Origin of the sequence: Lacticaseibacillus daqingensis, from assembly GCF_003946115.1 — a bacterium.
Classification (GTDB): Bacteria; Bacillota; Bacilli; order Lactobacillales; family Lactobacillaceae; genus Lacticaseibacillus; species Lacticaseibacillus daqingensis.
In genome coordinates, this window is the sequence record NZ_RHOH01000005.1 from 87,798 (window position 1) to 106,831 (window position 19,034).

Genomic DNA, 19,034 nt, shown 5'->3' on the forward strand with positions numbered 1-19,034 from the left:
TTTTTGATTGAATTGTAACCCTTTTCGTTAAGGCGTTCAATCAGCTTTCGTGACCTAAGGCCGAGGACGCCTTTTTTAGGGGCGTCAAGCTGAGATGCGCTAGTCCTCATCCAGCGTGTAGTACAAGTCCTTTTCGGGCATCAGCACCTCTGCGCGCGTCTGTGCATCCAACGCTTCGGCCTCGCGCTCGGGGTGGAAGCTGTGCCATGGGATCACGAGCTGCGGCGCGACAAGCTGGGCCAGGGTGACGAGGTCCTCACGCGTGGCGTGTCCGGAGCAGGACAGGAAGGTCAGCGGGATCTGCTGGGCCGCCAAAAAGTCCTGCAGCTGCTTGAAGCGGGGATCGTAATCACCCAGCGGTTCGCCGTTGCTGTGCAGGTAGTTGCTGACAGGCAGTTGGGTGAGCCAGTCGCGGTGCGCGAAGGTCGTTTCCAGCAGGTAGGCGGTGGGTGTTTGCGCCAGTTCGGCCAGAGTGATCGTCTCCCCGATGATGAGGTCGGGGGTCAGGCCGGTCATTTTACGCAAAATGCGCGCGTCTGTGGGCTCCCACACCATTTTGCGACCAGCCTTATGTGCCGCTGTCTGAATCGCGGCCAGGCGCTCGTAATTGCGCTGATAGGGGTTGATGACCACCAGCGCCGGGGCGGCCTGCAGTAGTTCAACAAGCCGGGTCTGCAGGGCCATCTCGGTCAGCGGGGCGCTGGGGTGGGCCTGATCCTCAACCGGTGTTGCAGTGTCAAAGGAGTAGGTGGTGCCCTCAAGCATGAACATCGCGAGCTTCTGGTCGGCCATCTGCTTGGCCCAGGCCAGCACGCGGTCGCGGTGCGGCCCATCGAGGCGCACATCCCCGGAATGCGCATAAGCCCGTCGACCGTCGGAGACCAAAAGCGCCATGATACCGGGTTCATCGTGGTCGGAAGCAAACCCGGTCACGCTGAACGCGCCGACCTGAACCGGCGTGTCAAACGCCATCGGATGAAGATTGGCGACTGGCTTTTCGATGCCGGCATCGATCAGGAGCTGATACAGGTGGTAGCTCGGGGCGCTGAGGTACACGGGAATATCTGTCTGCAAGTACTGCAAGGCGCCCATGTGGTCGATGTGCAGGTGGGAGATGAAGATGGCCTCGTGGGCAAAGCGCTTGGGCTGGTCGGGCAGTAGCAACTCGGGGACGTTGGGCAACTTGCCCGCCGCGATGGCGCTGGCCACCGTTTCATCGGTGAGGTCAGCGGCCACGCCGAAGTCCATCAGGATGCGGCTGTCGCCCTTGGTGAATTCGACGATGTTGCCGCCGATCGTGTTGAGGCCGTTCAAAAATCTGACTTGTGTCATGGAACCTTCCTTTCTGAATTGGAACCGGGGTAACAGTTTAATGTAGCACAGAACGGCAGGGGTAGCGAGGGTGGGCTTGCGCACCCAAATAAAAAACCGCCGCCCGGTCAGGGGAGGCGGTTGCCCATTGCTTACGCCAAAGCAGTGAGGGAAAGTGCTGGCTAGTTGTTATCCTTGATGATCTGCTTCGTCTTGGTCTGCAGGTCACCCATGGCTTTTTCTGGCGTCTCGCTCTTGGTCAGCATCGCGTCAACGGCGCTCAGCAGGTTGTTGCGGTATTCCGTGAAGCCGATGAATGCGGTGGATTGGAAGCCACCTGGCAGGGACTTGACGGATGCTTCAGAGGTGGGGTCCTTCTTCAGGAAGGCCTGGAAGTCGGCATCTTGAACGGCAGACTTGCGCAACGGTACGTAACCCGTGGCTTCTGCCCACTTGATGGTTTCCTTCTTGCTCATCAGGAACTTCATGAAGGCCCAGGCGCCTTTTTGCTGGTCGGTGGAAGCGGACTTGAACATCACGATATCGTTGCCGGCCAGTTCCGTCGCAGACTTGCCCTTGTAGGTTGGCAGTGGCATCGTGCCCCAGTCAAGATCTTTCGGGGCGCCGGTCTTCATGTGGGAGACCCCAGCGGAGGACCCAACGTAGAACAGGGTCTTACCAGAGGTGAAGGCCTTGTCGCCGTAGATGTCTTCACCGGCGGTCTTGGCTTCACCCTTTTGGATCATATCCCAGATGAAGTGGGTCGCTTCAAGTGTTTGCTTGGTGTTGAGGTTGGCCTGGAAGGACTTGCCTTTCGTCGCCACCAGCGCGTTGCCGGCCTGGCGGGCCAAGCCTTCGAGTTCCATGTCGAAGGACTTGTCAAACCCAACGGCCATCACGCCCTTGGCTTTCAAAGCAGGGGCCATCGCTTGGATGTCTTCCCAGCTCTTCGGCATCTTAACGCCGAGCTGGTCCATCAGCGTCTTGTTGTAGTACATGATCCGCGTGGACTTGGAGAATGGAATGGAGTAGTACTTGCCCTGATACTTGGAGCTTGAGATGAAGGCCGGGTAGATGTCCTTCAGGTCGCTCGCGGACAGCTTGTCAGCCCCGTCGATCATGTACGGATCAAGTGGGGTGATGAAGCCATTCTTCACGTAATCTGGGACCGTGGTGTAGGTAGTCTGTGAGATCGTTGGCAGGCTCTTACTCTTGGCGCCAGCCATGATCTTTTGCTGCAAAGCGGTGTAGTCGCCTTGCGCCGTGCCCTTCACAACGTACTTATCTTGGGAGCCATTGAAGTCTTTGATGATGCTATCCAGCGCCTTAGCGTAAGGGCCGTTCATGCCGTGCCAGAAGGTAATGGTGACCTTCTTGTCACTCGTTGACTTATCGGCAGTTTTGCCAGTGCTGCAACCGGCAAGGGTCAGGCCCAGTGCCAATGCAGAAATGCCGAGTAATGACTTTCCCCAAACAGTCTTTTTCATGAGTCGTACTCATCCTTTCAATCCAGCCTTGGAAATACCAGCAATAATGTATTTTTGTAGGAACATGTACAGGATCACCATCGGAATGATGACGAACGTGGAGGCCGCCATGAGTAACTGGTACTCTGTGCCGGCATCCGTGGTGAAGGCTTGCAGCCCCACCGGCAGTGTGCGCATCGTTTCGGTGTTGGTGACGATCAACGGCCACATGAAGGCATTCCATGAGCCGATGACTTGAAGTACGGTGACGGCAGTGATGGTCGATTTACTCATCGGCACCAGCACGGTCCAGAGGTACTTCCAGTCTGTCGCACCGTCCATTTTGGCGGCGTAATAGATCTGCTCTGGGGTGGACTGGAACGCTTGCCGAAGCGTAAAGACGGTGAAGAAGCTGGCCAGCCACGGCACGATGAGCGCCGCGTAGTGGTCGATCATCCCGAGCTTGGATAGGGTCACAAAGTTGGGAATGATCAGCATTTCGCCTGGAATCATCATCGTCCCTAAAAAGATGACGAAAATCAGGTTCTTGCCGAAGAACTTCAGCCGCGCGAAGGCGAACGCGGCGAGGATACTCGTGAACAGCTGGCCGACCGTGGTGACACTGGTAACGACCACGCTGTTGACGAAGTAGCGGGCAAACGGGGCTTCGCTCCAGGCCTTGATGTAGTTGCCCCACTGCAGGGACTTCGGGATCCAGATCGGGGGCACCTTGATGGTTTCAGGTGCGGTCTTGAGCGAGGTGGACAGCATCCACAGAAATGGGATCAGCATCGTGATGGCGCCCAGGGTCACAATTGCGTATAACAGGATCTTACTCAGTTTTTTAGCCATAGCGCCCTCCTAGTAGTGCACATGCTTGCGCGAGTACCACATCTGAACGAGGGTCACGAGCAAGATGAGGAAGAACAGGACAACGCCGCTGGCCGCTGCGACTGGGTACTTGTATTCCGTGTAGAACTTCTGGTAGAGGTAATACACGATGGTCAAGTCGGCCTTGCCGGGGCCAGGGGTCCCTTGGAACAAGGCGAAGATCTGATCGAAGACCTTGAAGGAGCCGATAATGCCGTTGACCGACACCAAGAAGGTGATCGGCGACAACAGGGGGATCGTGACGTTCCAGAAGCGCTGAAGGGCGTTGGCCCCATCGATTTCGGCCGCGTTGTAGTAGCCCTTGTCGATGTTATTCAGCCCCACGAGGAACAGAATGATGTTGAACCCCAGCCCCTTCCAGATACTCATGATGATCAGGGCGAGCAGCGAGTAGTGCGGGTTCGTCAGCCAGTTGATCGGGTGCACCCCGAAGAACCCAAGGAAGTAGTTCATCAGCCCGTAATCGGAGTGATAGATCCAGTTCCACACCATCGCGATCGCAACGGTGCTCGTGACGAACGGCAGGAAGTAAACGGTGCGGAAAAAGCCTGAGAACACCTTGATCTGGTTGAGTAGCAAGGCGATGACCAGCGACAAGATGACGGTGGTCGGCACCACGCCAGCAACGAAAATCAGGGTGTTGCGCACGGCTAGGTGAAAGTCCGGATCGTTCCATAGGTACAGGAAGTTATCGAACCCGAGGCCGCCCACCTCATCCGTGTAGAAATTGTAATCCTTGTAAAAACTCATCAGGAAGCTGGAGATGATCGGCCAGATGTTGAACATCACGGTAATCACCAGCATCGGGAGGAGGTACAGCAGGGCCTTCAGCGAGGATTTGATCGTCGGTTTCTCATTGATCATGGCTGTCACCGCCAAAGATCAAGGCGCCGGCCTCATCAAAGAGGAAGAACCCCGCTTTCGTCAGGAAGAAATCGCCTTCCGTCTGGGCTTGCGGCAGGTCCGCCATTTCGGTGGACAGCAGCACCTCACCGTTGTAGCTGAGCTCGGCCGTGGCTTCGCGGCCGTACTTTTGCGCGTGACGCAGGCCCGCGTGAATGGCCGCGACCATACCTTGGCCGTTATCGAACGGCACGATCGCTTCGCTGCGAACGCCAGCGGTGACGGCGCGCGCAAGGATGCTTGCCGGCACGCTGGCGACCAGGTCGGCCTTGAGCGCTTCGGCTGGCAGGGTGTTAATGACCGGCTCGCCGATGAACTTCGCCACGAACAGGTTGCTCGGTTCTTCGTACAGCGCCGTTGGGGTACTGAACTGCTGAATCGTGCCGTGAGCCAAGACCATGATGTTGTCCGAGATGTGCAGGGCTTCATCCTGGTCATGGGTGACGAAAATCGTAGTCACGCCGGTTTCGCGCTGAATGCGACGAATCTCCTGACGCATCTCGATCCGCAGGCGCGCATCGAGGTTCGACAGCGGTTCGTCGAGGAGCAGCAGGGACGGGGACTTCGCCAGCGCGCGCGCAATGGCGACACGCTGTTGTTGCCCACCGGAGAGCTCGCCGGGCTTCTTGTCGAGCTGATCGTCGACGTGCACCAGCTTGGCCAGCTCCTCCGCGCGCTTGTAGCGCTCGGCCTTCTTGACTTTTTGCATCTTGAGCGGAAATGCGATGTTATCGCGCACGCTCAGGTGCGGGTACAGGGCATAGTTTTGGAAGACCATGCCGACTTTGCGCGCCAGGGCGTCTTTTTTGGTCACGTCATCGTCGCCAAAAAAAATCTGCCCCTTGGTCGCGGGCAGCAATCCTGAAATCAGGTTCAGGGTCGTTGTCTTGCCACCGCCACTTGGGCCTAAGAGGGAAACAAGGGACCCATCCGGAATCTCAAAATTGAGATGCTTCAGGGTGTCTTTTTTGCCGTCGTAGGACAAAGTGACGTCTTTAAACGTTACTTTCAACCCGGTTCGCTCCTTCATCTGTAGATCGGTCTAGTGCCATCAGTGCCGTCGGATGTCACCACCGCAATGGTAGCAAAGAACGTCGCCGCACACAAGATGTTGTGGCTAGTCAAAAGGATTGTTTTGGCTTGATTGAATCGATATTTCGGCTGATTATTTTACTCTAACGGCGAATGAAAAATCGCCGTCGCCGACTATTGACCGCCACCGGGGGTCGCCAGTAATAATCAGCCGTTTATCAATAAAATATTCTCCGAATAAAGTTATATTTGTGTGCACCAATCTGATAACCTGTCACGCTGATTTGAAAGCCCCGGTCTGACAACGGTTGCGGGCATTAACCACGCGGCTAAATTTATCGCCTGGATTGTCGTCAAGTCACCACCAGGGGGTGTGTTATACTGAGGCCAAGCCTGAGGTGGGGCCGTGTGTGAAGGAGGGAAATCACGGCGGCGCGGCCCCGCGGGCAGACGCCGTGATGAAAAATGATTCGACCAGCCACGCCGGCGGACGCACATGCTGTGGTCCCGCTGATCAATATTGTGTTTGAAGAGATGGAAGTGCCTGAGCTGATGGCGATGCCAGATGAAAAGCTGTTCGCCGTGTTCGAGCAGGCCTTCCTGTTGAAAGATTATCGTTATGGGTACCCGCAGACCTTTGTCCATGAAGGGGCGGCCGGGGTCGATGGCATCCTCGTCGGGTACCCGCATGCGCTGGAGGCGCACATCGACGATGCCTTTGCGCCCCTGCTGCCACAGGTGGGCTTGCGCGAAGATCAGGAACTGTTTCCGGACACCGAAACGGCGGTCGGGGAATGGTATGTCGATACGCTGGCGGTGGCCCCAAGCGCTCAAGGGTACGGGGTCGGCACGACCCTTTTGACCGGCGTGGAACCGCTACTGCGCGCGCGCGGCGAGCGGCTGCTGTCGCTCAACGTGGACCAGGCCAACCCGCGCGCCGAGCACCTGTATCGCAAGGTGGGATACGCCAAAACCGGTGAGCTGATGATCGGCGCGCATCGCTATAACCATATGACCAAGGCGATCTAAGCAAAACATCGGTGGGGCGTGTTCTAAAATCCCGGACGCCGGTCCAGCCAGTGACACTTCCAGCTCCGGCGGGTGGCGGCGTGCGTGCCAGCGTGTGAGCAACGCCAGCGTGCACGATGTTCAATGAATTGCTCAGATGAGACAAAGCGAAGAGGCTGAGACGAAAAGCGGTTTTAGCCCAGAGTATAGGCAAGGCCTCCTGCAAAACCCGAACTCAGGTTTTGTGGGAGGCCTTGCCTATACGGCTAGGGCGTCGCTTTTCGTCTCGTACTGTTCTAGAATAGTCGTGGCTCATTCTTGGGCCGTTGATTATGTCTCGGCCCCTTCGCTTGATATTCGGGTGCAAGGTTGCCAGCATCAGACGCCGTAGCTGACCCCCGGGGTGGGCCGCATCAGCGGCGTGCGCAGGGCGGACTGGCGCCAGCGGTCGAGGATCGCGGCGATGAGGAGCCCGGCTGGAACGTCCGCTTGGCGGCGGATGTCCACTTGGAAGGTCGTGCCGGTGGCGGCACCGACTGCCGCGATGGTGGTGACCGTTTTGACGCCGTGGTAGATGTGGTACTCGTTGGCCAGCAGGTTCCCGATGATCATCCAGTTCAGGTCGGACACGAAGACGAATTCGTGCCACAAACCGATCACTTTTTGCACGGACCCCACGCGCTGGCGGTGGACGGACAGGTCGTAGCGGGGGAAGAAGCCGACGGTTTGCTGGCGGATGCTGCCGATGGCGTCACCGCTGATGGCGTTCAGGTTGAACCCCTCATTGGCCAAGCCGTGGCGGCCGGTCAGGATGTAGGTCGGCGTCATCTCGGCGTCCTTCACCACCGTCATGCCCCCGTCACGCAGGGCTTGCGCATCGATGTAAAACTGCATGACCCATCATCTCACTTTTCGCTTGCGTTCAGGGCGATGGCCTTGGTGATCGCCTGCGCCACCCCGTCTTCGGTGTTGATGGCGGTGGTGGTCCACGCCAAGTCCTTGATGGCTGGAATGGCATTGCCCATCGCGACCCCGTACTTGGCCATGCGGATCATGGAGGCGTCGTTCAGGTTGTCGCCGATGGTCATCACCTCATCCATCGTGATGCCTTGCTGGGCGGCGTACGCCTGCACGGCAAAGCCTTTTTGCGCCTTGATGTCGTTGATCTCGATGTTCGTGCGGGCGCTCGAGGTGACCACGAGGCGCCCGGTGGCCTCAAGCAACGCCTGTGGTTCGGCCAAGGCGGCCTGGCCCTCGCTTGAAAAGGCGATGATCTTCATCACCTCGGTGGTGGGATCAGCAAGGATCGGCGCGTAGTCGTCAACATAAGTGATGTTCATCAGCTCAAGGCGTGCGGCGGCCAAGGCGACCGCGATTTTGTACGTGGTGTCGGGGTTCAGGTTGACGAGCAGGTCCGCCACGTTTTGGATGCGGGCCACTTTGTTGTCGGACACCACGCCCTTGGCGGTCACCAGCTCAAAGTAAATGTGGCGGGCCTGTAAAATCTGAACGATCTGGGGCAGGATGTCCGCCCCCAGCGGCACATCGACCTTTAGCTCACCGGCCTCGTTGTACACGCGCGCACCATTCAGGGCGATGAAGGCGGTGGTCAGGCCGTGTTCTTCGATCAGGGGCTTGGCCTCCGTGATGTTGCGCCCGGTGGCGACCATGAACTCGATCCCGGCTGCCTGGGCGGCCTTAATTGCCGCCGCGTTGCCTGCGCTGACTTGCATCTTGTCGTTGAGTAGCGTGCCATCCATGTCTGACGCGATGAGTTTGATCATGATTGTCCTCCATAATAGATGCAATATTACCTAAAGAATAACATGAATTCGCTTCATTCGGTAGCCAAGGCCCTGGGGCTTTTGTACACTAGAGGCAATTGGAACGGGGAGGCGAGCGGGTGAAGACCTTGATTCATAATGATTGGCAGACAGTGCTGGCACCGGTGTTTGCGGGGCCGGAGTATGGGCGATTGCACGCGTTTTTGAAGCAGGAGTACCAGACGCAGACGATTTACCCGGAGATGCACCACATTTTTCAGGCGTTCGAGTGGACGCCGTTTGCGGCCACGAAGGTCGTCATTCTGGGGCAGGACCCGTATCATGGGCCCAACCAGGCTGTAGGGGCCAGCTTTGCGGTCAGCCCGAGCGTACCGCTGCCGCCGTCGTTGCAAAACATTTACAAGGAACTGCAAGACGACCTCGGCATTGCGCCGGTGCGCCACGGCTACTTGAAGGCATGGGCCGACCAAGGCGTGCTCCTGTTGAACGCGGTGCTGACCGTGCGGGCTGGGCAGGCCAATTCCCACCAGCATCAGGGATGGGAGACACTGACCGACGCTGCGATCGCCGCTTTGTCTGACCGAGGCGGGGTGGTGTTCATCCTGTGGGGCAGCGCGGCGAAGGCCAAAGCGGCGCTCATTGACCGCAACAAGAACCGCATCATCAGCTCGGTGCACCCCAGCCCCTTGTCGGCGTACCGCGGCTTTTTCGGGAGCAAGCCATTCTCGCAGACCAACGCGCTGTTGGAAGCGATGAATGAGGCCCCGATCGACTGGCGGCTGCCCGCAGATCCGACGGTTTAGCGCGGTCAGGATTGCCGCTCATCGAGTGGACTGGTATGATAATCACCGAAGCGTGAATACGCTAACATGACCATCACATTGGAGGGACACCTTTTGGATTTATTTGATAGTTTGAAGCAAAAGATCAACGGTAAGGACCTGACCATCGTTTTCCCTGAAGGCAACGATCCGCGCATCATCGGCGCTGCGGTGCGGCTGGCGGCGGACGGCTTGCTCAAGCCGATCCTGCTCGGCGACACGGCGGCCATCACCGCGGTGGCAACCGACAAGGGCTTTGACCTGAGCAAAGTCACCCTGCGCGACCCAGCCACCGACCCGATCCACGCCGAAATGGCGGCGGCCTTCGTTGACCGCCGCAAGGGCAAGGCAACGCCGGAGCAGGCCGACACGATCGTGCAGGACCCGAACTACTTCGGCACGATGCTGGTTTACATGGGCCTCGCCAACGGGATGGTCAGCGGCGCGGTGCATTCCACCGCCGACACCGTGCGGCCAGCACTGCAGATCGTGAAGACGCGCCCGGATGCTTCTCGCATCAGTGGGGCCTTCATCATGCAACGCGGGCGCGATGAGCGTTACCTGTTCGCCGACAATGCCATCAACATCGACCCGAATGCGCAGGAATTGGCGGAAATCGCCGTTGAGTCCGCGCGCACGGCCAAGTTGTTTGACATCGATCCGAAAGTGGCACTGCTGAGCTTCTCCACTAAGGGGTCCGCCAAGGCGCCGCAGGTGGACAAAGTCGTTGAAGCGACCAAGATCGCCCACGAGCTGGCGCCGGACCTGGCGCTGGACGGCGAGCTGCAGTTCGACGCCGCCTTCGTGCCATCCGTGGCGAAGCTCAAGGCCCCGGACTCTGACGTGGCCGGCAATGCCAACGTCTTCATCTTCCCAGACTTGCAGGCCGGCAACATCGGCTACAAGATCGCCCAGCGCTTCGGCGGCTTCGAAGCCATTGGCCCGATCCTGCAAGGGCTGAACGCGCCTGTCGCGGACCTGTCTCGCGGTGCCAATGAGGAAGACGTCTACAAGCTGGCGATCATCACCGCCGCCCAGAACATCACAGACTAGGAGTGCACATGGATTTTCGGAATGAATCAGCCCTGCAAGCGTTCGCTGAACAGCTCGCCCCCGCGCTACACGCCGGGGATGTGTTGCTGTTAGACGGTGACTTGGGGGCGGGCAAAACCAGTTTTACCAAGGGCCTCGCCAAGGGGCTGGGCATTACGGACTACATCAAGAGCCCGACCTTCACGATCATTCGCGAGTACCAGGCCGGTCGCCTACCGCTGTATCACGTGGATCTCTACCGCCTGGAAGACGGCGGGGCCGGTGACTTGGGCCTTGAGGAGTACTTCGAGGGCGATGGGGTCAGTGTGGTCGAGTGGCCGGATTTCTTGGGTGAGGCGATGCCAGAGGATTACCTGCTGATTCACTTCCTCAAAGATCCAGATGACGATAACCGGCGGACCCTGACCTTTGAGCCAGTGGGGCCGCGGGCGGCCGAACGGTTCGCCACGATCGGGTAACCTGAAAAGACGTGTGTCTGTGAGGACGCGCGTCTTTTTGAGTCAAGGGGGCAACGAATGATTACGATTCAGCAGGAAAGTGAGCCGAGAAAACGGCGGGAAGCCGTCGCCATGGTGCTGGCGGAGCTGCCCGAGTGGTTTGGTCTCCCAGAATCGACCCAGGAGTATATCGATGAAGCGGCGCACTTGCCGCTTTGGGTGGCGCAGTCCGGCGCAACGGTGGTGGGATTCATTGATTTGAATGAAACGAGTCCAATGACTGGCGAAATCAGTTGTATGGGGATTCGCAAAGCTTATCAGCGTCAAGGCATCGGCCGTCAGCTCGTGACCACATTAAAGACCGTTGCCCGCGAAAAGTATCAGTTCTTGCAGGTCAAGACGGTGGCGCCGGGCCATTACCCCCAGTATGATGAGACCATCGCATTTTATACGGCAATGGGGTTTGCGCCGCTTGAGGTTTTCCCGACGCTTTGGGATGCGTGGAACCCATGTCTGATTATGATTCAGTCGCTTAAATCGCGATAACCGAAGTGAAGCCGTCACGCCAGTTGGGCGTGGCGGTTTTTTGATACATTGCTTTACAAAGTAGTGGGGACGTTCTATACTTTGTCTTGCAAAGTAGAAGGCAGGAGGGCGACATGACCAAAATTTCTTCGCAGTTGCTCAAGGGTACGCTTGAAAATGCGATTCTGATGATCATCGCGCAAGGGGAGACTTACGGCTACGCGCTGATGCAGCAGCTGGCCACGGCGGGGTTTGGACCGATCCCCGAGGGGACCGTGTACCCGCTGTTGCTGAAGTTGCAGCGCAACGGCCTGATCACGGCCCAGCGCCACGCGTCAACGACGGGGCCGGACCGCAAGTATTACCAGGTGACCGCCACTGGGCGAGCGCAGGTCACCGCCTTTTTACCGGAGTGGGAACAGTTGGTGGCGGCCATGGCTGCCTTAATTCAAACGCAGCAGGGGTAACGGAATGAAAAAAGAGTTGGATCTGGTTAAAGCAAATGATGCGCGGGTCACGGCGCTGCATGGCCTTGACCGCATGTACGCGGAAACACTCATCACATATATTCGGTCGCACTGGCACAAGGACAGCGAAGCGATCGAGGACGCCATCAAGGACATCCTGATCGACTTGGTGACGGCGCAGGCGGAAGGGATCGCGGCGAAAGCGTATTTTGGCACCGATCCGCAAACAGCGGCGGATGAAATTGTGCGGGAGCTGCCACCGGCCACTCCCGCGCAGTGGCTGATGCGCCTGTGGCCCGGGCTCAACGGCATGGGGCTGCTGGCCATGGGCGGGATCGTGTTGACGATCGGGTTGGGTGAGGGCTTCAACCTGATGGAAGCGCTGAGCTGGATCGGCCTGTTTCTCTTGTTCATGCTGGTCGCCCCGCTGTTTCGCGGCCTGGACTTCAATCACTTGCAGCGCAAAACGCTGTGGCGCCTCTTGCTTAGCCTGGTGGTGGTGATCGCGGCCTACGTCGGCCTGTTCTGGCTGCCCGAAGTGTCGATCACCACCCCCGTGGCGTGCTGGCTCGTCGGTGGGGTGACCGGCGTGTTGCTACTCGCCAATGCGGCGCTGGCCGTCGCGTTTCGTCGCCTGGCGCTGCCGTGGGTGCTGGCCTGGCTGATCGGCGGCGGCTTGGCGCTGATTGCGCTTGGCCTGGGGCTGACGCTGTGGGCGAGTTTTGGGGTCGCCCTTGTGGTATTTGGATGTGGGTTCGGGGTGGAACTCTACCAAGTGAGTCACCTGCATGTGGTGGGGCAGATGGTGCGGTAGCGGATCATCGCATCACTTCAATCAAACGAGCGCCGGCGTTCCCAAGTGGGTGTCGGCGCTTGCGAATGTGGTTAGCGCTGAATGGCTGCCACGGGTTTACCTTTTGCCAGCTCATCCACCACTTTGTCCATGTAACGAATTTTGCGCATTAGGGGGTCCGCGATGGTCTCAACACGAACCCCGCAGATGACCCCGGTGATCAGCGCCGCGTTGGGGGCGATCGCAGCTTGCGCGAGAAACTCACGCAGGGGCAGGTCACTGGTGTGAAGGGTCTCGGCCGCGTAACCGGTCAGCCATGTCAGCACCGCATCAAGTTCAGCCTGGGTGCGCGCTTTGCGGGTGACTTTTTGCAGGTATAAGGGATAGAGCTTGCTGAAGGAAAGCTGGAAAACGCGTTCGGACATACGGGACTCCTTTCGGCTAAGCGGCCCCTCATGCGCCGTGACGCGCGATGGGTGGGCCGGGCGTGTTGCGACAGCAAGGGGGTATCACCCTGATCATAACGAGTTGATCGCGTTGTGGCAATTAGTGGCCAATAAGGGGGCTGTGCCTGCGCGCGATGGGTAAGCGGACGATCGTTTTTCGGAGGACGCCAAGAATGACATCAGTAAAACTGGATCTAACCAACGCCACCACCGCCCAGCCCGAGTTGCGGCAAGCCACAGCCTGGGCGCTCCCGTTTGTCGAAGCGGTGCTCCCGCTTTTGGCGGCGGCACCGGCGGCGCTGGCGCGAGCGCAAGAGGCGGTTGCTGTGGCGCGCCAGTACGCGCAAGGGGCACCGCGGGGGCAGGCGTTGCGTGCGGCCGCCATGGCGGTGTTCAAGCAGGGCAAAACCGTCCCACCTGCCGCTAAGTTTGTGACGAAGGCGGCTTGTGCGCTAGATGCCATGGCTTACACGCACATGGATCTGGCCGCGGGCGCACCGGGCGCATTGCAGGCGCAACACCTGTTAGGGCCGATCGTGTATTCGGCCTACGCACTTGAGCTTGCGACCGGGGACCCGACGCAAGCCGAGCAGCTGCTGGACCAGGCGGTGGCCGCGGCCCCACCGGTCGTGGCAGTGCTCGTGGGGCATTTTGCGCCGCAGCCCGACCCGCCAAACCGCGTCGGCCAGCTGATGGCGATGCTGGACCGTGCGTTGCGCGCGGACCAAAAGTGATTCAGCGCCCCGGCGCGGTTGGGTTAGGCTTGGCAGAACGCGCCGCCCGTAATCGCCCCATACTTGCCGGCTTTGGTTGGTGGTGCTGACGGCGCAAGCACGCGTAAACTAAAGGCACGACAAAGGAGGCATCATCATGACATTAGGCACACATCTCGGGGCCGCGCGCAAAACCAGCGGCCTTTCGCAAGAAGCTGTGGCAGAACAACTGGGCGTCAGTCGCCAGACGATCTCGAAGTGGGAGCTGGGGGAGACACTACCCGACATTCGCCAAGCGAAGCACCTGGCCCACCTGTACCACCTCACGCTGGACGCGCTGATCGATTTTGACTTCGAGGTGGAAGCGATTCAGACGGCGATCGAGAAAACGTCTGACGAAACGGTGAAGAAGGTGGATTGGACCAAGGCTTGGGGGCAGAAGTACCCGGTGCTGAAAACGTATCAGGCAACGGTGGCCAGCGCGCCTTACGCACAGGCACTCACCGACTTGCTCGACCAGCTTCAGGCCGCGTACGGCTACTCGCGGGTCGATGCCTTGCTGGTGCTGAAGGACATTCTGGGGAAGGTGTGGCAGAAGCACTAGCCTCACATAAAAAACCCGGACCGCCGTTGGGCAGTCCGGGTTTTTTATGCCGCCGTCAGCTTCAGCAGCGGGCGCAGCGCCTGCGGACCGAACGCCGAAGCCTGGGCCAGCAGGATGCGCGCGCAGGCGTAGCTGTCAGCCAGCGCGTGGTGGTGATGCGCCAGCGGGATGTTCAGCGCGGCGCTGACGGTGTCCAGCCGGTGGTTCGGCAGCTCGGGCATGAGCCGCTTGGCGGTTTTGGCCGTGTCGATCACCTGGTACTGCGGCACGGCGAGGTCGTAGCGCTCAAGGGTGCGGCGCAGCACAGAGACATCGAACGGCGAGTTGTGCGCCGTGACCAAGCGCTGCGGGGTGAAAAAGGTCTGAATGTGCGGCCAGACGGCGGGAAACGTGGGGGCGTCCGCCACCATCGCGGGCCGAATGCCGTGGATGCGGATGTTTTGCGGCTCAAAGTCGGTTTCCGGATTGATCAGCGTGTAGAAGCTGTCGGTGACCTGGTCGTGTTCGACCACCACGATGGCGAGGCTGCAGGCGCTGGCGCGCTGGCGGTTGGCGGTTTCAAAATCCATTGCGATAAAATCCATGTTAGTCTCCTAGTAGATCGGTGGTGGTCAGCTCGACCGGGCAGTGGTCGGAGCCGAGGATCTCGGTGTGGATCGCGGCGTCTTGGATGAACGGCACGAAGTTGTTGCTGGCCACGAAGTAGTCGATGCGCCACCCCGCGTTGCGGGCTCGGGCCCCGAAGCGGTAGCTCCACCACGAGTAGATCTCCTCTTGCGTCGGGTAGAAGTGGCGGAAGGTGTCGGTGAAGCCGGCGGCCAGTTGGGTGGTGAAGTCGGTGCGCTCCTCATCGGTGAACCCGGCGTTGTGGTGGTTGCTGGTCGGGTTCTTGAGGTCGATGGGCTGGTGCGCGACGTTCAGGTCCCCGCAGTACACCAACGGCTTTTTCGCGGCGAGTGCTTGGGTGTAGGCGAGGAAGGCCTTGTCCCAGTCCTGGCGGTAGTCCAGGCGCTTGAGCTCGCTACCGGAGTTGGGGGTGTACACCGTGATGAGGTAGAAGTTGGGGTACTCCAGCGTGATGACGCGCCCCTCGGTGTCGTGTTCCGGCACGCCGATGCCATAGGTCACCGCAAGCGGCTCGTGCTTGGTGAGGATCGCCGTGCCCGAATAGCCCTTGCGCTCGGCGTAGTTGAAGTACTGGTGGTAGCCCGGCAGGTCCAGTTCCGCTTGGCCCGCCTGCATCTTCGTTTCCTGCAGGCAGAACCAATCGGCGTCCAGTTCGTTGAAGGACGCATAGAAATCCTTCTTTAACACGGCACGCAGGCCGTTGACGTTCCATGAAATCAGCTTCAAAGCACGCACTCCCATTCCAATTGTTTGCCCTCATTGTACTTGAAAAGGGACTGCGGCTCAAATTGCGGTTGTGTTAAACTAAGACCAGACATTCTCTGAAAGGACTTGATCGCATGTCTTTTGATACGCCAGAGCTGGCCGGCATTCGGCTGCTGCAACACGAGCCTCTGAGTCATTACACCTTCACCAAAACCGGCGGGCCCGCGGACTGGCTGGCGTTTCCCAAAACCACTGCGGAGGTGCAGGCGCTGGTCACCTATGCGCACGCGCAAGGCTTGCCGCTGACTGTTATCGGCAACGCCTCCAACTTGATCGTGCGCGACGGTGGCATTCGCGGGCTGACCCTGATCCTGACCGACATGGCCGCCATCACCGTGACGGGCGCTCGGGTGACGGCGCAGGCCGGCGCGCGGCTGATCGATACGACCGAGTTTGCGTACACCGCTGGTCTGAGCGGGCTGGAGTTCGCCTGTGGCATCCCGGGCAGCATCGGCGGTGCGGTGTTCATGAACGCCGGTGCGTACGACGGCGAAATCGCGGATGTGCTGGTTGAAGCCACGGTGCTCAGCCCCGATGGCACGGTGCGCACCTACACTAACGCCGAAATGGCGATGGGCTACCGCCACAGCATCGTGCAGGACACCGGCGACGTCGTGCTCAGCGCGACCTTTGCGTTGACCGCCAGTGATAAGTACACGATCCGCACCAAGATGGATGCGCTCAACGCCAAGCGCGCGGCCAAGCAGCCACTGGAGTACCCGTCCTGCGGCTCCGTGTTCAAGCGCCCCGTGGGCCATTACGTCGGGCCGATGATCCAGCAGGCCGGCCTGCAGGGTCACGTGATCGGCGGTGCCCAGATCTCTAAGAAACACGCAGGCTTCATCGTGAACATCGACCACGCGACCGCCACCGACTACCTGGCGATGATCCGCTACGTCCAGCAGAACATCTTCGAGCAGTTTGGATTGCACCTTGAACCGGAAGTGCGCATTATCGGCACCGAGGGCTGACTGGCGTCACGCCGCTAGTCGGTATCGGCGGAGTTGCGGGCGGGCCGATGTCGACTCCGCCACTTCACTCTGGTCATCGAGCTACGTGTCGCTAAGCGCGCGCCACTTCGCTCTGGATTCGAAAGGGGTCACTCATGCACGTTGTTGAAGCCGTCTTACTCCTGGTCTCGCTGGTGCTGGTCAGCAATGTGATCAGCCATTACCTGGTGGCCGTGCCGGTCGCCTTGATTCAGGCTGCTCTGGGCTTGGGGGCGGCCCTCATTTTTCGCGTGCAGCTGGAAATGGCCACCGATTGGTTCATGCTGCTGTTCACGGCGCCGCTGTTGTACAACGATGGCCGGCGCTTTCCGAAAAAGGAACTGTGGGCGCTGCGGGGGCCGATCTTTGCCAACGCCATCTGGCTGGTGTTTCTCATCACCTTCGCCTGCGGTTTCTTCCTGCACTGGCTGATCCCGGCGATGCCGCTAGCGGCGTGCTTTGCGCTGGCGGCGATCATGGCGCCGACGGACCCGATCGCGGTGCAGTCGCTGGCCAACCGGGTGTCCCTGCCGAGTAGCTTGCTGCACCTGATCAGCGGCGAAAGCCTCATCAATGACGCCAGCGGGCTGATCGGATTCAAATACGGCATCGCCGCCGCGGTCACCGGGAGTTTCGTGGTCAGCCAAGCGGTGGGCGATTTCTTCTTCGTCAGCCTGATTGGTGCGCTGGTCGGGGCGGTGCTGATGCTGGTCATCAACGTGCTGCGGCTGTGGTTGCTGCAACAGGGGATCAATGACGTGATTTTGCACACGGTGCTGCAGCTCGTCACCCCGTTTCTGATTTATCTGTTGGTGGACGAAGTGATCGGCGCAAGTGGCGTCATTGCGGTGGTCGTGGCCGGGCTGGTCAACAACTCAGGCGGTAACCGCTACATTTCGGCCCTGCCCGAGTTGCGCATCGTGTCCGAGCGCACGTGGGACATCGTGGTGTACACGCTGAACGGGCTGATTTTTCTGATCCTCGGCATCGAACTGCCAGTGGCGATGCGCATGGCGATTCAAAGCCGGGAGGTCAACACGGGGCGCGCGCTGCTGGATGTGCTGTTGGTTTACCTGGTGATGCTTGCACTGCGCACGCTGTGGACTTACGGCTACATGCTGTTTGGCGCCTTGCGCAGCCACACCAAGCGCCCGCACTTCGGGGTCGCGCTGCTGTCTGGGCTTTCGGGGGTGCGCGGGGCCATTACGCTGATCGGGGTGCTGGCCGTACCGCTGACCTTGGCGGACGGCACGCCGTTTCCTGAGCGCAACCTGATGCTGTTCATCGCGGCCGGGTTCGTCGTGCTGAGCCTGGTCGCGGCGGTGGTGGTACTCCCGTTGGTGACCAAGAGCCGCACCCCACTGCGGGTGCGCGGCTCGGCACTGTCGGTGGACGACACCGCGGCTGCGGCAGAAGCAGCCCGGGAGGTCCGCCGCATCACGCCCGCCCAAGCACAGCGTTTCCTGTACCAGATGGCGGTGCGCCGGCTGGAAAGTGAGCGCCGGGAGCAGAATCAAAAGCCGGTGCTGGATCTGATCACGGAATACCAGGATCTGATTCGCCGGCTGGACCGGCAGGCCGACAATCACACCACGCTGCCGCCGATGGTGCAAGAGGAGATCGAGTTGCGCCTGGTCGGCGTGCGCGGGGAGCTCGCGCGGCTGGCCACACTGCATGAGGACACGGAAATCAGCGAGAAGGTTTATCGCCGCAGTCGCCGTCAGCTGCTGGGCAAGGAACGTGACTTGACCGAGATGGCGCAGCAAAAGGGCCGCCCGACCCTGCATATGCTCCTCGACAAGGTGCAGCTGCGGGTGCGGCATCTGACCCTCAGCCTCGCCAGTGAGCGTGAGCGCAAGGCCGGCCGCTACCAAGAGCAGCTGTACGCCGAAAAGGAGCTGGCCAAGGCCGGCCTCAAGGCGATCAGCGCGTACCTGAAGGACCCGGCGCACCACAAGGACCAGGCCAACCGACAGGTCATCTACGCGCTCATCGTCCAGTACCGCAACCGTATCGCCAGTGTCAAGGCTCTGACCACACACAAGAGTGTACAGTACGAGCGGGAGAGCCAGCGGCTGCGGGCCATCGCGCTGGCGGCCGAGCGCGCAGCGATCCACGACCTACTGGAGCAGGGTTACATCGGCACCAGTCTGGCCCAAAAGCTGAACCAAACCGTCAACTACACCGAAAATGCCGCGGATCTGACCGAACTGGAAGAGCTTTAGCCAGCCACGCATTCTGAGCAGTCTCTCATGAGGCTGCTTTTTTGGTGGCGAAAAAAGGAAGGGTCAACTTGAACCGGGCCCCGCGCAACCAATTTCGTTGTCATCAAACTGTTACGGAATTCTTGGGGACGTTCAGTTGCATTTTGGTCGCGAGGACGTATAATAAGCGGAGCA

The 19,034-nt window shown here is 59.7% G+C and carries 21 protein-coding genes; 11 read left to right on the forward strand and 10 right to left on the reverse strand.

All coding sequences use genetic code 11. From position 1 onward, the window contains the following. Positions 1-99: 99 nt before the first annotated feature. From EKM88_RS07645 to EKM88_RS07665, 5 genes are all read right to left on the reverse strand, one after another. Positions 100-1,332: an MBL fold metallo-hydrolase gene (locus tag EKM88_RS07645; protein ID WP_125704832.1), complete on the reverse strand. Its 1,233-nt coding sequence runs from the start codon at positions 1,330-1,332 to the stop codon at positions 100-102. Positions 1,333-1,493: 161 nt separating this feature from the next. Continuing rightward, positions 1,494-2,798: an ABC transporter substrate-binding protein gene (locus EKM88_RS07650; protein WP_125704834.1), complete on the reverse strand. Its 1,305-nt coding sequence runs from the start codon at positions 2,796-2,798 to the stop codon at positions 1,494-1,496. A 9-nt stretch (positions 2,799-2,807) separates the two neighbouring features. Continuing rightward, positions 2,808-3,629 carry a carbohydrate ABC transporter permease gene (locus EKM88_RS07655; RefSeq protein ID WP_125704836.1) on the reverse strand — a complete coding sequence of 274 codons (822 nt, stop codon included), beginning with the start codon at positions 3,627-3,629 and terminating at the stop codon, positions 2,808-2,810. Positions 3,630-3,638: 9 nt separating this feature from the next. Further along, entirely contained in the window at positions 3,639-4,532 is an 894-nt protein-coding gene (locus tag EKM88_RS07660; RefSeq protein WP_125704838.1) for a carbohydrate ABC transporter permease, read from the reverse strand. Continuing rightward, positions 4,522-5,601 (reverse strand): ABC transporter ATP-binding protein, encoded by a 1,080-nt coding sequence (locus tag EKM88_RS07665; RefSeq protein ID WP_164512045.1) that lies wholly within the window; start codon positions 5,599-5,601, stop codon positions 4,522-4,524. Before EKM88_RS07665 ends, EKM88_RS07660 begins: the two co-directional genes overlap by 11 nt. Positions 5,602-6,068: 467 nt before the next feature. Between EKM88_RS07665 and EKM88_RS07670 the strand changes: the two genes are divergently transcribed. Then, entirely contained in the window at positions 6,069-6,632 is a 564-nt protein-coding gene (locus EKM88_RS07670; RefSeq protein ID WP_125704843.1) for a GNAT family N-acetyltransferase, read from the forward strand. Between the two features lie 357 nt (positions 6,633-6,989). Here EKM88_RS07670 and EKM88_RS07675 read toward each other — a convergent pair whose 3' ends face one another. Together EKM88_RS07675 and EKM88_RS07680 are read right to left on the reverse strand one after the other, a co-directional pair. Beyond that, on the reverse strand, positions 6,990-7,505 hold the full coding sequence (locus tag EKM88_RS07675) for an LURP-one-related/scramblase family protein (RefSeq protein ID WP_125704845.1): 516 nt from the start codon (positions 7,503-7,505) through the stop codon (positions 6,990-6,992). A gap of 11 nt (positions 7,506-7,516) precedes the next feature. Beyond that, complete coding sequence (locus tag EKM88_RS07680) at positions 7,517-8,395, reverse strand: Cof-type HAD-IIB family hydrolase (protein ID WP_125704847.1); 879 nt, start codon at positions 8,393-8,395, stop codon at positions 7,517-7,519. 119 nt (positions 8,396-8,514) lie between these two features. On the opposite strand from EKM88_RS07680, the gene EKM88_RS07685 reads away from it, so the two are divergent. The 6 genes from EKM88_RS07685 to EKM88_RS07710 all read left to right on the forward strand — a co-directional run bounded on the left by EKM88_RS07685 (position 8,515) and on the right by EKM88_RS07710 (position 12,512). Continuing rightward, on the forward strand, positions 8,515-9,198 hold the full coding sequence (locus EKM88_RS07685) for a uracil-DNA glycosylase (RefSeq protein ID WP_125704849.1): 684 nt from the start codon (positions 8,515-8,517) through the stop codon (positions 9,196-9,198). A 93-nt stretch (positions 9,199-9,291) separates the two neighbouring features. Continuing rightward, positions 9,292-10,269: a phosphate acetyltransferase gene (gene pta / locus EKM88_RS07690; RefSeq protein ID WP_125704851.1), complete on the forward strand. Its 978-nt coding sequence runs from the start codon at positions 9,292-9,294 to the stop codon at positions 10,267-10,269. Between the two features lie 8 nt (positions 10,270-10,277). Then, positions 10,278-10,727 (forward strand): tRNA (adenosine(37)-N6)-threonylcarbamoyltransferase complex ATPase subunit type 1 TsaE, encoded by a 450-nt coding sequence (gene tsaE, locus EKM88_RS07695; RefSeq protein ID WP_125704853.1) that lies wholly within the window; start codon positions 10,278-10,280, stop codon positions 10,725-10,727. Between the two features lie 57 nt (positions 10,728-10,784). Further along, positions 10,785-11,252 carry a GNAT family N-acetyltransferase gene (locus tag EKM88_RS07700; RefSeq protein WP_125704855.1) on the forward strand — a complete coding sequence of 156 codons (468 nt, stop codon included), beginning with the start codon at positions 10,785-10,787 and terminating at the stop codon, positions 11,250-11,252. A 113-nt stretch (positions 11,253-11,365) separates the two neighbouring features. Next, positions 11,366-11,698, forward strand: a complete 333-nt coding sequence (locus tag EKM88_RS07705; RefSeq protein ID WP_125704858.1) for a PadR family transcriptional regulator — start codon at positions 11,366-11,368, stop codon at positions 11,696-11,698. A gap of 4 nt (positions 11,699-11,702) precedes the next feature. Continuing rightward, a complete protein-coding gene (locus EKM88_RS07710; protein ID WP_125704860.1) occupies positions 11,703-12,512 on the forward strand; it encodes a DUF1129 domain-containing protein in 810 nt (269 codons plus the stop codon). 71 nt (positions 12,513-12,583) lie between these two features. Here EKM88_RS07710 and EKM88_RS07715 read toward each other — a convergent pair whose 3' ends face one another. Then, on the reverse strand, positions 12,584-12,916 hold the full coding sequence (locus EKM88_RS07715; RefSeq protein WP_125704862.1) for a DUF2200 family protein: 333 nt from the start codon (positions 12,914-12,916) through the stop codon (positions 12,584-12,586). A 194-nt stretch (positions 12,917-13,110) separates the two neighbouring features. Between EKM88_RS07715 and EKM88_RS07720 the strand changes: the two genes are divergently transcribed. Next, on the forward strand, positions 13,111-13,671 hold the full coding sequence (locus tag EKM88_RS07720) for a putative immunity protein (protein WP_125704864.1): 561 nt from the start codon (positions 13,111-13,113) through the stop codon (positions 13,669-13,671). Positions 13,672-13,807: 136 nt separating this feature from the next. Then, complete coding sequence (locus EKM88_RS07725; RefSeq protein WP_125704866.1) at positions 13,808-14,254, forward strand: helix-turn-helix transcriptional regulator; 447 nt, start codon at positions 13,808-13,810, stop codon at positions 14,252-14,254. A 44-nt stretch (positions 14,255-14,298) separates the two neighbouring features. Here EKM88_RS07725 and EKM88_RS07730 read toward each other — a convergent pair whose 3' ends face one another. Further along, the gene (locus tag EKM88_RS07730; RefSeq protein WP_125704868.1) at positions 14,299-14,838 is read right to left on the reverse strand and encodes a 3'-5' exonuclease; all 540 of its coding nucleotides are present in this window, start codon (positions 14,836-14,838) and stop codon (positions 14,299-14,301) included. 1 nt (position 14,839) lies between these two features. Beyond that, positions 14,840-15,607, reverse strand: coding sequence for an exodeoxyribonuclease III (locus EKM88_RS07735; RefSeq protein ID WP_125704870.1), 768 nt, complete (start codon positions 15,605-15,607; stop codon positions 14,840-14,842). A 113-nt stretch (positions 15,608-15,720) separates the two neighbouring features. Here EKM88_RS07735 and murB point away from each other — a divergent pair, with 113 nt between their 5' ends. Both murB and EKM88_RS07745 read left to right on the forward strand, forming a co-directional pair. Then, complete coding sequence (gene murB / locus EKM88_RS07740; protein WP_125704873.1) at positions 15,721-16,617, forward strand: UDP-N-acetylmuramate dehydrogenase; 897 nt, start codon at positions 15,721-15,723, stop codon at positions 16,615-16,617. A 134-nt stretch (positions 16,618-16,751) separates the two neighbouring features. Next, entirely contained in the window at positions 16,752-18,860 is a 2,109-nt protein-coding gene (locus EKM88_RS07745) for a cation:proton antiporter (RefSeq protein ID WP_125704875.1), read from the forward strand. Positions 18,861-19,034 lie beyond the last annotated feature (174 nt).